General features: G+C 49.7%; 8 protein-coding genes. 7 read left to right on the top strand and 1 reads right to left on the bottom strand.

Translation table 11 applies throughout. The annotated features are described in order from the left end of the window. Positions 1–85 precede the first annotated feature (85 nt). The 3 genes from Pla110_RS15195 (at position 86) to Pla110_RS15185 (ending at position 4630) form a co-directional block, all read left to right on the top strand. The gene (locus Pla110_RS15195) at positions 86–2890 is read left to right on the top strand and encodes a HEAT repeat domain-containing protein (protein ID WP_144996722.1); all 2805 of its coding nucleotides are present in this window, start codon (positions 86–88) and stop codon (positions 2888–2890) included. Between the two features lie 241 nt (positions 2891–3131). Next, positions 3132–3494 carry an STAS domain-containing protein gene (locus Pla110_RS15190; protein WP_144996720.1) on the top strand — a complete coding sequence of 121 codons (363 nt, stop codon included), beginning with the start codon at positions 3132–3134 and terminating at the stop codon, positions 3492–3494. A 77-nt stretch (positions 3495–3571) separates the two neighbouring features. Beyond that, entirely contained in the window at positions 3572–4630 is a 1059-nt protein-coding gene (locus Pla110_RS15185) for an LOG family protein (protein ID WP_144996718.1), read from the top strand. Positions 4631–4664: 34 nt separating this feature from the next. Here the strand turns inward: Pla110_RS15185 and Pla110_RS15180 are convergent, their stop codons facing one another. Further along, positions 4665–6065, bottom strand: coding sequence for a sigma-54-dependent transcriptional regulator (locus tag Pla110_RS15180; protein WP_144996716.1), 1401 nt, complete (start codon positions 6063–6065; stop codon positions 4665–4667). 1173 nt (positions 6066–7238) lie between these two features. Between Pla110_RS15180 and Pla110_RS15175 the strand changes: the two genes are divergently transcribed. The 4 genes from Pla110_RS15175 (at position 7239) to Pla110_RS15160 (ending at position 13433) form a co-directional block, all read left to right on the top strand. Further along, a complete protein-coding gene (locus tag Pla110_RS15175) occupies positions 7239–7982 on the top strand; it encodes a metallophosphoesterase family protein (RefSeq protein WP_144996713.1) in 744 nt (247 codons plus the stop codon). 3 nt (positions 7983–7985) lie between these two features. Next, positions 7986–10196: a YidC/Oxa1 family insertase periplasmic-domain containing protein gene (locus Pla110_RS15170; protein ID WP_144996711.1), complete on the top strand. Its 2211-nt coding sequence runs from the start codon at positions 7986–7988 to the stop codon at positions 10194–10196. A gap of 86 nt (positions 10197–10282) precedes the next feature. Then, positions 10283–11665: a tRNA uridine-5-carboxymethylaminomethyl(34) synthesis GTPase MnmE gene (mnmE, locus tag Pla110_RS15165; RefSeq protein WP_197440231.1), complete on the top strand. Its 1383-nt coding sequence runs from the start codon at positions 10283–10285 to the stop codon at positions 11663–11665. 52 nt (positions 11666–11717) lie between these two features. Continuing rightward, positions 11718–13433, top strand: coding sequence for a glycerol-3-phosphate dehydrogenase/oxidase (locus tag Pla110_RS15160; protein WP_144996707.1), 1716 nt, complete (start codon positions 11718–11720; stop codon positions 13431–13433). Positions 13434–13466: the final 33 nt, after the last annotated feature.

The following is a 13466-nucleotide window of genomic DNA, read 5'->3' as shown; positions in this document are numbered from 1 at the left end:
TTCTTTTGCCGCGACCGCGACTCTCTTCTCCCCTGCTATCCGCGGTTGAATGTTTCTATTCCTCTGATGATTTCAGTCCGCGTCCATGGCTTCGCCCCGTTTGCGAATACTACTGATTCTGCTGATGACATTTCTGTTGACAGGATGTCAGCGGCTCGCAGTACGTCCCATGGAAACACTGGCGCTCGCGAAACCTTTCTTCACCCCTGAGCTAGCGACCTACTCCAGTCAGCTGAAGGAGGACCAGTGGAAACTGAATCCGGAATGGCGGGTAGAAACATACTGGCAGTCAGGCCAATCTATTAATGTGCATCGCTGGCAATATGGTACGGCTGAGAACACGAAGGACTTGGTGCAACAACTTCTGGAAACACCAAAGACCACCATCTCGATTGCCATCTCATCGGACCCCATTGAAGATGGAAACCGGCCAGCAGCGAGACCTCGCGAACCGATCATCAGCCAGTTATCCCGGTTATCAACGCTAAGCGGTTGGAACGCCGCGATCCTGTGGGCGTACGCCGATCCGGAAGCGGCGATTAAAGTCGCACCTGTGCTCGAAAAAATCGTCCTTGGCGAATGTCATTATTCAACACCGGTACCCCGAACTGAGCCTGCCGCAAACGGACAGGTTCCGACGATCACCCGAGGGCAATCACCCTCGGTGCCTTCTTCGGCGTCACGTTCTCCGGTGTCACGTTCTAATACGCCATTTTCCGTTCAGCCAGAAAGTCCGAAAACAGATGTGACCTGGCTCAAGTCCGTCGCGGATTCAGCCACGGGGCTGGGGCGGGCTACGATTGAGCACGATTTAAATATGAACATGCGGGCGGCCGCCGCAGAAGCCTGGTGCCATTTGCTTGCCCATCAAACTGGAAACCCAGTTGAGCATCTCGCTCCTGTTGGACGGTTATTGGAATCAGGAACGCTGCCTTCACAAATTCAAACGGAATTGACACGGGGTGTCGCGAGATGGGTATCGCCCAAAGATATCCCCGGTGTCTCAGCAGCCCTTTCACCGACAGAGGAAGTTGTCGGTAAAGAGATTCTAGAGCAGGCAGCGATGGATGCGTGCCTGATTCATGCATGGGAGAACTTTTACAATTTAAACGAATCGAAATCCGCTTCTCAGCGTAAACCACATCAGGCCGAGTTGTGGCCCGAAGGAATTCATCATTTACGACTGAGTAAAAATGCCGAACTCCGTGCGGAGTATGCCTACTGGATGGTTTACAGTAACCACCCGGATGCGTTGAAACATTTCCAGCGTCAAATGGCGGACACCAATCCCAACGCCCGTGAAGCTGCTTTTCGAGGGCTGGGTTTGTTAGGTTCTCGTGATGCGATTCACTTATTAGAAACTGCTGCTAAATCCAAAAATCTGATCGAACGACAAAACGCGATTCGTGGCCTGGCTATGATTAATCTCAATCTCGTATTGCCTTATTTGAACGATGACGAAATCCGAATTCGACAATCGGCATTGAAAGAGCTGTTACCTACTCACGATGCTGCGTTCCTCATTCCTATTCGCAGACAGTTCCTGAATCCGCGTGTCGAGTTGCATCGGACGGTCGTCGAAGGGCTGTCGGACTGGCCTGATGAATTGGCGTTGCCTGTTTATCTTTATGGAATGCAGGAGTGCCCGATTCTGACTTCGCGAAGATTGTGCCTGGAAGTAATTCAAAAACGGGTCAACACAGATGAAACATTCCCAGTTGAAGCGGTATCGGTTGCGGCGCGGAGGTTGATGGCTAGCCAGTGGGCCGAACGACATAACATTCACCAAATTGATGCTCTCAATGCGGCGGTTGATGCCGAAACTACATCAATTCCGAAAGAGCGGGAACTTCAGCAAGTAGAATTGCGAAACCGACTGCAATTGTTGTCAAATCAGTCGACGGAAGATGCCGGTTATCAGGCAGAGCTGACTCGATTGACGGAACTGGAGGAGCAGGATGCTCTGATGCTGGAGCAAATGCTGCCTGATCAACCCGCACCACTGCAACAAGCTTTGCGGACGCAGGTATTGCCCGATATCCATCCACTCTATCGGGCAGCAGAGAAGTTGAAATCGACGCAGGTGGAAGATCGGCGGAGTGGGGCGATTCAATTACAGACACTTTCCGAACGTCGCACGATTCCGCCCGATTTGTTTGCGTTGATTCGCGATCAGATGCTGAAGGAGCAGGACCAGATGGTCTGGCGAAGTGTGCTGGCCGCCTATCAACGAGACCGAACTCCCGAGGCGGCTGAGTTGGCGCGAATCGCTCTGCACCATTCCTGGCCCGATATTCGACTACTCGGTTGCCAGTACATCGAATTCGATCCCAAGCCGGAGTACGCGGAGTGGTTGCGTCCATTGATGCATGAAAAGCAGAACCGTCCACTTCGACTCAAGGCAATCCAATTGGTGGGAAACTGTCGTAACCCAAACTTACTCCAACCTCGCTACCCAAAAGCAGAACAGCAATTGCCGCAGGAACAGGGCCTTTTAGCCTTACTGCAGGAAACTGAGCCGGAGCTTCGCTTTGCAGTCATTTCGGCGACCAGCAAACTGGGATATCAGCAAACGACTCAGGAATTGATTTTCATGGGGCAACATCCGGAGGCCAATGTCCGGCTGCGAGCCATTAAAGCGATGGGAGAAAGTGGGCAGACCCGGTTTGCGAAACCGCTGCTGCAACTGGGGATTAATGAGCAGCAGACTCAAGTGCAGAGGGAAATTCTGAATTCTTTGCAGAAACTAACCACCTACGGCACGACCCCCCCGCAGGATATCGCCCGATATCCTTATGAGCAGCAGTTGAAAATGTGGGACGAAATCTGGAATCCCACCCCACAAACGGCCTCTCGATCAAGTATGAATACTGGCGGAAGTAATTATTAAGAATATCCGGCTTAGACGCCTATTCGCAACTATTCTCATTCGTCCGTCGCCGCCGTTTTGACAGTCAGCCCCTGATTGGTGTACAGTGAATTCAGAAACAAAAAGTCAGGTGCCTGAAATGCTTCCGAGCTTGAAGACCTGACCAAAAGGAGTCTCCGCATTAGACGGACGTTCCACAGAAGTCATTGAATCAGAGGGTTCCCGAGGGCTTGCCCCTCTTGCACGAAGGATGAAAGAAGTAATGGCCGAAGCAAACGAAGATTTCCAACTGGAGTGGCACGGAGGCACTGTTGTCGTCATACCGGCACAGGATGTGGAATCAATGCGTTGGGATTTGATCGAACAGGCGGCCGAAATTGTCATGGAGCCTCTCAAAGAATTGGAAGTTCCGATGGTGGTCTTTGATTTGAGTGACGTTAGTTACTTCGGTTCAGTTTTCCTTGCCCTGCTACTGCGTTGTCATAAATTCGTCAAAGCTCGCGGCGGAGAACTTGTTCTCTGCGGAGCCAGCAGTATGGCCCGCGAGTTATTACGAGTGACGGCTCTGGACACGATCTGGGCGATTTACGATACACGCGAAGAAGCCCTCGAAGCTTTGGAATAGAGTTCTGAAACAAGGGACTGGTTTGCTTTCTGACTGGCCAGGAAAGTACTCTCGGATAAGGATTGCCGGATAGAAATATGAATAAAAAACATAGTAAGACTCGCCCGTTGGTTTCAGAAACAGACGTGCTGACAACGGAACACGAAGCAGTTACCGAGGCGCGGCAGGAACTCATTGATGAAATCAAAGAGACTGCCGATAAACTCTCACGTGACGGGGCCACGACAGGCGATCTGAAAATTCTGAGCCGTGCGCTGCGAGAACTTCGTTATGCGTTCAAAGTTTTTACCCCCTACCGTCAGCATCGCAAAGTAACCGTCTTCGGATCTGCACGCACAAAAGATGTCGAACCTGACTTTGTGCAAGCGGAAGAATTCGGTCGCCAGATGGCCGAAGAAGAATGGATGGTACTTACGGGTGCAGGCGGCGGTATTATGGAAGCGGCGCATCGAGGGTGCGGGCGCGAACTTGCGATGGGAGTGAATATTCTGCTCCCCTTTGAGCAGGATGCTAACCCGATCATTAATAATGATCCTAAGCTAGTGCACCTTAAATACTTCTTCACCCGCAAATTGATCTTCGTCAAAGAAGTACATGCGGTCGCACTGTTTGCCGGAGGTTTTGGAACGCAGGACGAAGCGTTCGAAACATTGACGTTGGTGCAGACCGGGAAGCGGGATCTCATGCCCATCGTCTTGGTCGATGCACCTGACGGCGACTACTGGAAAGGCTGGGAGGAATTCATCAAGTCGAAACTGCTCGATAAGAACCTGATCTCTCCCGAAGATATGTCGCTGTACTATCGAACCAATGATGTCGAGGATGCTGTTGAGGAAATTCTGAATTTCTATTCAGTCTATAATTCAATGCGGTTCATTAAGGACCAACTGGTGCTTCGTCTGCACGTCGAGCCACCGGCAGAATTCATTGAGAAACTGAATGACAACTTCAGCGATATTCTGCTCTCCGGGAAAATCGAACGCGTACCCACGCATCGCTTTGAAGCGGACGATGCCCACCTGGCGGATCTTCCCCGTCTGGGATTCAAATTTAATCGACGATTTATCGGTCGATTGCGGCAGATGGTTGATTTCATCAATGAAGGACTGGGACCACTCATCGAAGACGATGAGTAGAGCTTGAAAACAGGTACTTTTACCTATGTCAGCCCTATTGATTCATCATCATTTGTTTGTCGAAGTCGATATCGTACTTCTTCATTTTCTTATACAGAGTTGTGCGGTTAATACCTAGCATCTTGGCTGATTCCTGACGATTCCAGCCATTGGAATCGAGGGCGTCGATGATGATCTGACGCTCTGGAGCGGCCATCGCTGTTTTTAGTGAACCGGACTCAGTGAGGTTCGCAGAGAAACCAGCATGGTTCATGTCTTCATGCATATTCTCTGGGAGTTCGAACGCATGGATGACGTCTCCTTTGCTCAGGACGACCGCTCGCTCGATGACGTTCACCAATTCGCGGACATTCCCCGGCCAGGAATAACTTCTCATCAGCTGCATCGCTTTGTCATCGAATCGGTCGACTGATTTTCCATTCTGTTCATTCATCATGTTCAGGTAATGATCGATCAACAACGGAATATCGCTGATTCGTTCCCGCAATGGAGGTTGAGTGATCGAGATGACATTGAGTCGGTAATAGAGGTCCTGACGAAATTCACCATTGCGGACCATCTCTTCCAGATCCGAATTCGTGGCGAAGACAAGACGGACATCGACTTTGTGTGTTTCAGTTGAACCAACGGGTTCGAATTCGCGATCTTGTAAGACGCGTAATAATTTGACTTGCAGGCTGGGCGAAGCGGTTGCAATTTCATCTAAGAATAGCGTGCCACCATCTGCTTGCAGGAACTTGCCCATTTTGTTCGATGTCGCTCCCGTAAACGAACCCTGGACGTGACCGAAGAGTTCACTTTCCAACAGGTTTTCTGGAAGAGCACCACAGGCGACTTCGACGAAAGGTTTACTTTTACGATTGCTCAGTTGGTGAATCGAGCGAGCGGTGATTGTTTTACCGGTTCCATTTTCACCAAGAATGAGCACGCTTGCCCGGGTGTCGGCCACGCTTTCGATGACATCGAACATGCGGACCATTTTGTAGTCCTGTCCAATAATGTTGTGCAGGCCGAATTTCTCATCGAGACGGCTGTGCAGATTTTTGTTTTCTTCGACAATCTCTTTACGGCTAAGTGCCCGTTGGATCGTCAGGAGTAATTCTTCATCGATGACTGGCTTCGTCAGATAATCGAATGCACCAATGCGAATCGCTTCAATCGCACTTTCGATTGTGCCGTACCCCGTTAGCAGGATGATCGCGGTATCTGGTTTATTTTCGACACCGAACTCGAGGAGTTGGAAACCATCCTGATCTGGAAGATTCACATCGCAAATGACAGCATCAAAGTGAGATTCCTCGAGCCGATTAATACCTTCCTGGCAATCAGACGCGGTTTCCGTGCGGTAACCAAGACTACGCAGGTAGTCGGCCATCGCCTCACAAATATGTTTGTCGTCATCAACAATTAGCAACGAGCCGTTTTTAGTCGCCATGAGATTTCCTGATATTCTGAACAGTTGTTTTCGCTGGGGCAAAATCGGATGAGTGCCCGTCCAGCGAGCTTTGCCGCAAATTTCTTTCGCCAGAATTGAATGCCGATGATTCGTAATCCAACTCGACAGGAGCAACCCTGGGGTTAGGATCAAATCCTGGCCACAGATTCGTCCTTTGAGGAGCCAGTCTGGATAGGTCTAGTACAAAATTGACCTTTCACTATGAAGGCTCCAACACTCAAACATAGGTCACAAGTTGCACGTCGGCAACAAGTTGTTGCCCGGACCGTTGAAAAATCAGGACGTGTTTCCTTTGAACTGTAATGTTTCTTAAGTGGATACTGCTCAAAGAGTTATGGTTGGTGTTGTTCTGGGGGCAGGGAAAGTATTTGAGTCAGTCAGGAAAAAATATGAGTTGGAGGTCCCCTTTTATCATCGTGGTTTTCTCTGATTTGGTCAGTCGGTATCGGAAACGCCTCGTGAATTTCGACCTCACTGTGAAAACCGATACAGATGTCCGTGAGCAGCGGCATTTGGCAAACTTTTCAAACGAGAAACAGGTCCGGTTGATGGCATAACTCTTACAGTTCGAAGTCGTCATTTGTAAAAAATCAGCTAACTTGACCCAGTGCCAGTGCGACGACTAAACTTCGCTATCAAATCGGTTAAGATTGCGTGATTGCTGACGAATTTCGAGTAGAGGTGGAGACGGCATCTCCTTCTTTCAGGTGGTTTATGAGCGAAGATTCTGGGTGGTTTTTCCCTGAAATTTCGGAATCATCGATTCCTCCGGCGATGATCGTGTAATGACGTGGCGTCTCTAACGTCAGGTTAAGACGGGATGAGGTAGAAATAGGACTCATTTTGTCCTGCTTGAACTCGACCAGGGATGATTCACATAACCACAGGGGCTATAATCGCTTAGATTAAGTCTCGCGTACCCGTTCCTGAGTGGATGTGGTGCGGCGTATTCGCTGAAATCCGAAGCCCGTTGGGCGCGTGATGCGTCAATACGATAGAGATGGATCGTTTAAAAACTTCCGGCTTCCACAGCGAAGCGGGAAACGATCCACGAGCAGGTTGCTTAAGTGAGCAAGCTTGTGGAAAGTAATGTTAGATTGACGATTCCATCCGATACCCGGTTTAAGACGCCTCTGCAGAGGAAATATTGAGTTGAAAGCAATCATCAGCGACATCCATGGCAACCTGGAAGCTCTTCAGGCTGTACTGGAAGATATCAAATCCAATTCGATCAACGAGATCTATTGCCTGGGTGACATTGTCGGATATGGACCTAACCCACGCGAATGTGTCGATCTGGTGATCGAACATTGTGCTGTAACAATCCTCGGGAACCACGATCAGGGAGCCCTGTTTGATCCTGAAGGATTCAATGCCGGCGCGGAACGGGCGATCTTCTGGACCAGAAAAATGCTGGAATCTGGAGATCCCGTGAATAACGAACGACGTTGGGAATTTCTCGGCGAACGACCTCGCATGCATCGTGATGATAATTTCATGTTTGTGCATGGTTCGGCCCGTAATCCACTCAATGAATATGTCTTCCCGGAAGATGTGTGCATTCAAAGTAAAATGGAGCGAATCTTCGCACTGGTGGATCAGTACTGTTTCCAGGGACATACGCACATTCCGGGTGTCTTTACCGACGATTACGGTTTTAAGTCTCCCGAAGAAATCAATTTCGAACACACCCTCGACCAGCGTAAGACACTCATCAACGTTGGCTCGGTTGGGCAACCACGTAACGGCGATAGTCGATCCTCTTACGTTATTCTGGATGGCCAGAAAGTCAGTTTTAAACGAGTCGAATACGACCTCGAAATCACCGCACAAAAAATCTACGACGAACAAGACCTCGATGATTATCTGGGCGACCGTCTACGTAGTGGCAAATAAATTATGGATGATCGTAACCTAGTCAGATTTATCATCGCGTCTGCGATTGTGACTTTTTTCTGGTTCATTGTGGGCCCCAAATTGGGTTTGGTTCCACAACCGAAGCCACCCAAAAAAGCTCCTCAGCAGATCAATGCGCCCGTCGCTGACGAAGCTCAAGTCGATGCCGACAAGGCCGTTGTCGATGGAGCCGCGTCTAAAGAGGCCGCTGGCGACGCCTCGACTGCGAATGATAAAGCGACCGGCGAAAGCGAAGACGGCACATTAGCCGAAGCAGATTCTGTATCTGCCGCTGAGCCTGAAGATGCTCCGGAAAAGAAAGAGCTGGAGAAGTATCCAAATCGCAAGGTGGTTCTGGGAACGCTGGAGACCGAAACACCCTATTATATGCAAGTCGAATTGAATACTCAGGGGGCGACGGTTGAAGGAGCATGGCTCAACGACCCTCGTTACATGAATCTGGAAGACACATCGGAACCCCTTCGTCTACTGGGAGCAAATCCAGATGTCGCCCGACGATCGTTCGAAGTCTCTATCAAAGAAGTAGATGATCTTCTGGCTGGATATAATACCAGCCTCACGAAAGTCGACTGGAAGGTGACCAAAGAAGTTAAAGACGACAAGCTCGACATTCTAAAAGAAGTCGTTTTCCAATATCCGGTTCCAGATGGTTCGCTGGTTTTGGAAAAACGATACTGGCTGGAAGCGGTGACGACTCAGGATGGAATCGAGCCTTACAGTCATGAGACACGTGACAGCCGGCCTGAAGGCTATCTGCTCCGGTATGAATTGAAGATTCATAATCAACAGCAGCAAGCCAAAACGGTTCAGTATCGTATGCTAGGTCCGGTGGGTGTTCCGCTTGAAAATAAGATCGCGACTTATAAGTGGCGTGATATCAAATTTCAGTCCGAAGTCGAAGAAAACGATTTCGAAGGAACGACGATCAGTGCGACCGAGATTATAGACAAAGACGAAAAACCAGGACCTTGGACGAACTATCTCCGATTCGTGGGCGTCGATGTTCAGTATTTCGCCGCTCTTGTTTTCATTGATGATTCACGCCCGTATGCAGAACGAACTCAAGAGCGCTGGCTGAAACAGGTCGAGCCAATAGCGCTGACAGAGAATAAAGACAAAGCTCAATTTAGCGATATCAGCTTCAGTATGCTCTCAACTGAAGATCAGTTGAAAGCTGACGGTGAGTTGGTTCACCAATACAAAGTCTACCTGGGACCCAAGCGAGATGACTTGCTGGAACCACTTAATGCCGATTATGTGATGGAAGTCTGGTCCTGGATATCTTGGTTAAGTAAGCCAATGATGTGGTTGCTGACGCGCATGCACGAGTCACTCGGCTTTCCTTATTGGTTAGCCATCATCTGCCTTACGATCATTGTGCGTGGCGTATTACATCCCATCACGCGTAAGCAGATGGCCTCCGCAAAACGGATGAAAGAACTGCAGCCCAAGCTGCAGGAACTGAAAAAGAAACATGGTGACAACCGGGAGAAAATGGCTCAGGCACAGATGGAACTGTACCGGGAACATAACTTCAATCCGTTTGCCGGTTGCTTGCCAGTCTTTATGCAGATGCCGATCTTTATCGCCCTCTATCAGGGACTCCGCAGTACGATCGACCTCCGCCTGGCTGAATTCCTGTGGATCGACAACCTGGCGGCTCCGGACATGTTATACACGCTAGGAATCCAGAACCTGCCATTTCTGGGCGACTATTTCTATTACTTCAATTTACTGCCAGTGATCACAGTTCTGCTTTTCATCGTCCAAAACAAAATTCTGATGCCCCAACCGGATCCGACTGACGAGATGGCTGTTCAGACGCAGAAGATGATGAAGTTCATGATGGTCTTCATGGGTTTTATGTTCTATCACGTTCCTTCCGGCCTTTGCGTTTACTTCATCACTTCAAGTATCTGGAGTTTGTGTGAACGGAAAATGATTGATTTCCAGCACACGCCCAAGCCGACCGATGTTCTTGATGAGTCACCTTCAACGATCCGCCCTCACAAAAAACAGGATCTCATAACTCGAAATGGAGACCAGAAACCGGAGAAAGATCCGGGTAAAGTGGGCGGCTTATGGAAACGAGTCCTCGAAGCGGCCGAAGCGAAGCAGCAGTTACAGCGCGATAGTGACAAATCCTCTAAGATTAATGATCCCTACGGTAAAAAGAAAAAGAAGAAACGCTAAGTCCGAATGCCGCACTCTAAAAATAGACTGAGAAAACGGGGCGAGAAACCGGCTTGTTTTCTCAGTTCATAAGATCGGTTTAAATCGTGAACCTCGATCTGGACGAAACCATTGCGGCACTCAGCTCTCCCCCCGGACCTGGTGGGAGAGGTGTGCTGCGATTGAGTGGCCCCGAGGTCAAACGAGTTCTCGTTGAGACGCTGGAGCTGGACCAGGCACGGCTTGATCAACTCACTTCCGCAACGCGGCTGACGAGCTCATTAAACCTGAATACCGGTTTGCCGCTCCCCTGCTCTGTTTATTATTGGCCGACCGTTCGCAGCTACACGGGACAGCCGGCTGCCGAATTGCAATTGCCCGGTTCCCCTCCTTTACTGGAGGCGGCACTTGTAAAACTTTTCCAAAACGGAGCACGCCCCGCGCGCCCTGGCGAATTTACCCTCCGTTCCTTTCTGGCTGGAAGGTTAGACCTCGTACAGGCAGAAGCAGTCCTTGGAGTAATCGACGCTGATGATCAAGTTGAACTGAAAGCCGCGCTTGAGCAGTTAGCTGGTGGTATTTCCAGTCGTCTCAACCAATTGCGTGAAGACATGATCGATCTGGTCTCTGACATGGAAGCGGGGCTCGATTTTGTCGATGAAGACATCGAATTCATCTCGCGAGAAGACGTAATACAGCGTCTGCAATCGGCACACGAATATGTCTCTCAAGTGCTCGATCAGTCAAGCAGTCGAATGACTTCTCATTCGCGACCACGAGTCATCCTGGCCGGACTACCGAATGCGGGAAAAAGTACGCTGCTCAATGCACTGGCGGGAAATGAAGCTGCTCTTGTTTCGGAAATCGAAGGGACGACGCGCGACTACATCAGCCAGACAATCCAAACCAACAATATGAGTTTTGATCTGATTGATACCGCCGGTTGGGAAACACCGCGGCAAGACTTAATGGACCATGCGCATCAACGCAGAGATGAATTGCTCAAAGAAGCAGATCTTGTTCTCTGGTGTACTGATCTCAGTCAGCAAAAAACACGGTCTGATGAGGTACTTAACACATATCGATCTACATTTCGTAAACTTCTGATTATTCAAACAAAACGAGACCTTGCTGCCGATCATCAGTCTCAGACGTCCTTTACGGAAACGGAAACTGGCTCCCTGCCCGTTACTGTTCATGAACCTGGAGACATGAAACTGTTGAAAAAAGAAGTCAGCCGACTACTATCAGAGCAGGGTAAACATGATCATCAATTCCTCGGTTCGACGGCTGCCCGTACAGAGAACAGCCTGCAAAAAGTAAAATCCGCACTGACCCAGGCGATCGAGGCGGCAGAAGCGAATTGGGGCGATGATATGATAGCGATCGATTTACATCAGGCGATTGATCATCTCGGTGAGATCGTTGGAGCCGTTTACACCGATGACCTGTTGGATCGAATCTTCAGTAAGTTCTGTATTGGTAAATAATTCTTCCAACTCAAAATGTTCTGTAATTCCAATTCAGGGAAAGCAATAGACGATGAATGAATCCGCACCCATCCTGATTCTGGGGGCTGGAATCAACGGGACGGCAGTGGCTCGAGAGCTGGCCCTGAATAATATTCCCAGCTGCATCGTCGACGAGCACGATATTGCCTTCGGGGCAACTTCAAAATCATCTCGTTTGATCCACGGCGGGCTGCGGTACCTCGAGTATGCCGACTTCAAACTCGTCCGCGAATCCTTACAGGAACGAAACCGGCTCGCAAAAAACGCCCCGCAATTCATTAGGCCGCTGCGGTTACATATTCCCGTGGCCTCGCGTTTCGACGGATTCATGAACGCGTTCTCGCGGTTTGTGAACTTGTCTCGGGTACCCGGATTCAAACCACTAACACGATGGATGGAAAGCAATCCCGATCGCGGTTTATACGTCATCCGCACCGGATTGAAATTGTACGATACCTTTGCTGCTAACGATCAGTTTCCAGCTCACGAAGTTCACCGAGTCGGATCAGCCGAAGCCCCACCTGTTGATCCGCAGCAGTATAAATGGGTCTGCAGTTATTATGATGGTCAAATGTGGGCAGTGGAGCGTTTCGTCCTGGCGATGCTCGAAGACACTCGCCAGATTCTGGCAAAACAGAATCATCCTTTTCATGTCTATTCTCATCATCGAGTTGAACTGAAAGAGGGTGAAGCGAGAGTGTTGGATCACCATGGGAATTGTGTCCATCATTGGCGACCTCCGATGATTATCAATGCCACTGGTGCCTGGGGCGATGCCACCCTCAAGAGTTTGAATATCCCTTCAGATCAGTTGTTCCTAGGGACAAAAGGTTCGCACTTCTTTACTCGCAATCGTCACTTGAAGTCAGCGATAGGAAAGGACGCCCTCTACGCTGAAGCATCCGATGGTCGTCCCGTTTTTGTTCTTCCGGTGGGGGACTCGATCATGGTGGGAACGACCGACCTTCCGATCGAAGGATCACCTGAAAAAGCGCTGGCTACAGCCAAAGAACTGGATTACCTGTTGGAGTTAACCAAAGAACTCTTTCCGCACATCGAACTGACTCCTGCGGAAATCGATTTCTTTTATTGCGGAGTTCGCCCCCTCCCCTATGTGCCGGCAAACAGCCCGTCGGAGATCTCGCGGGGGCATGCTATTCATCACCAACAGGTGTCGTTGGCAGGTCAGGGCGATGTGACGTTGCTGACCCTCATTGGAGGAAAGTTGACAACTTGCCGCGCTCTTGCCGAAGATGTTGCCAATACGGTCGGCCAAGAGTTGAATATCCAGATTACTCAGAACAGCCGCGACCGCCTTTATCCCGGAGCGGAAGAATATCCTTACTCACCGTCATCGCTCCAGGAATTGCAGGAACGGTGGGCGACTGATTTTGGTCTGGAGATTGAAGAAATCAAAATGCTTTGGGAACTTTTTGGTACCCGTGTTCGTAAAGTGCTGGAGACCTGCCTTGCCGAAGGGGAGACTCTTACCGAGAGAATTCCCGATACGCTTTTTCCCAAGGCTGTTGTGAAATGGATCCTGCAACACGAATGGGTTCCTCACCTGGAAGGGTTGGTGAATCGTCGTTTAATGATGTTGTATGATTCTCCACTCAAGCGGGAATCCTTAGTGGCACTAGCCAACGTGATGGTCGAAGCCAAACTACTACCATCAGAAAAAGTCGACGGCGAAGTCGAGTCACTCGTCCAGACGCTAAGCCAGATGTACGGTAAACAAGTATTTTGATGTGGTACTTCACTTTTAACTGTATTAAATCGA

It is taken from the genome of Polystyrenella longa, assembly GCF_007750395.1.
Classification (GTDB): Bacteria; Planctomycetota; Planctomycetia; order Planctomycetales; family Planctomycetaceae; genus Polystyrenella; species Polystyrenella longa.
Note: the sequence above shows the minus strand (reverse complement) of the source record. Positions and strands in the feature narration are given on the sequence as shown.

Excerpts from the sequence above, each read along its gene's own strand:
- Pla110_RS15195 (WP_144996722.1), top strand. The coding sequence starts at position 86 with ATGGCTTCGCCCCGTTTGCGAATACTACTGATTCTGCTGATGACATTT.
- Pla110_RS15190 (WP_144996720.1), top strand. The coding sequence starts at position 3,132 with ATGGCCGAAGCAAACGAAGATTTCCAACTGGAGTGGCACGGAGGCACT.
- Pla110_RS15185 (WP_144996718.1), top strand. The coding sequence starts at position 3,572 with ATGAATAAAAAACATAGTAAGACTCGCCCGTTGGTTTCAGAAACAGAC.
- Pla110_RS15180 (WP_144996716.1), bottom strand. The coding sequence starts at position 6,065 with ATGGCGACTAAAAACGGCTCGTTGCTAATTGTTGATGACGACAAACAT.
- Pla110_RS15170 (WP_144996711.1), top strand. The coding sequence starts at position 7,986 with ATGGATGATCGTAACCTAGTCAGATTTATCATCGCGTCTGCGATTGTG.
- Pla110_RS15160 (WP_144996707.1), top strand. The coding sequence starts at position 11,718 with ATGAATGAATCCGCACCCATCCTGATTCTGGGGGCTGGAATCAACGGG.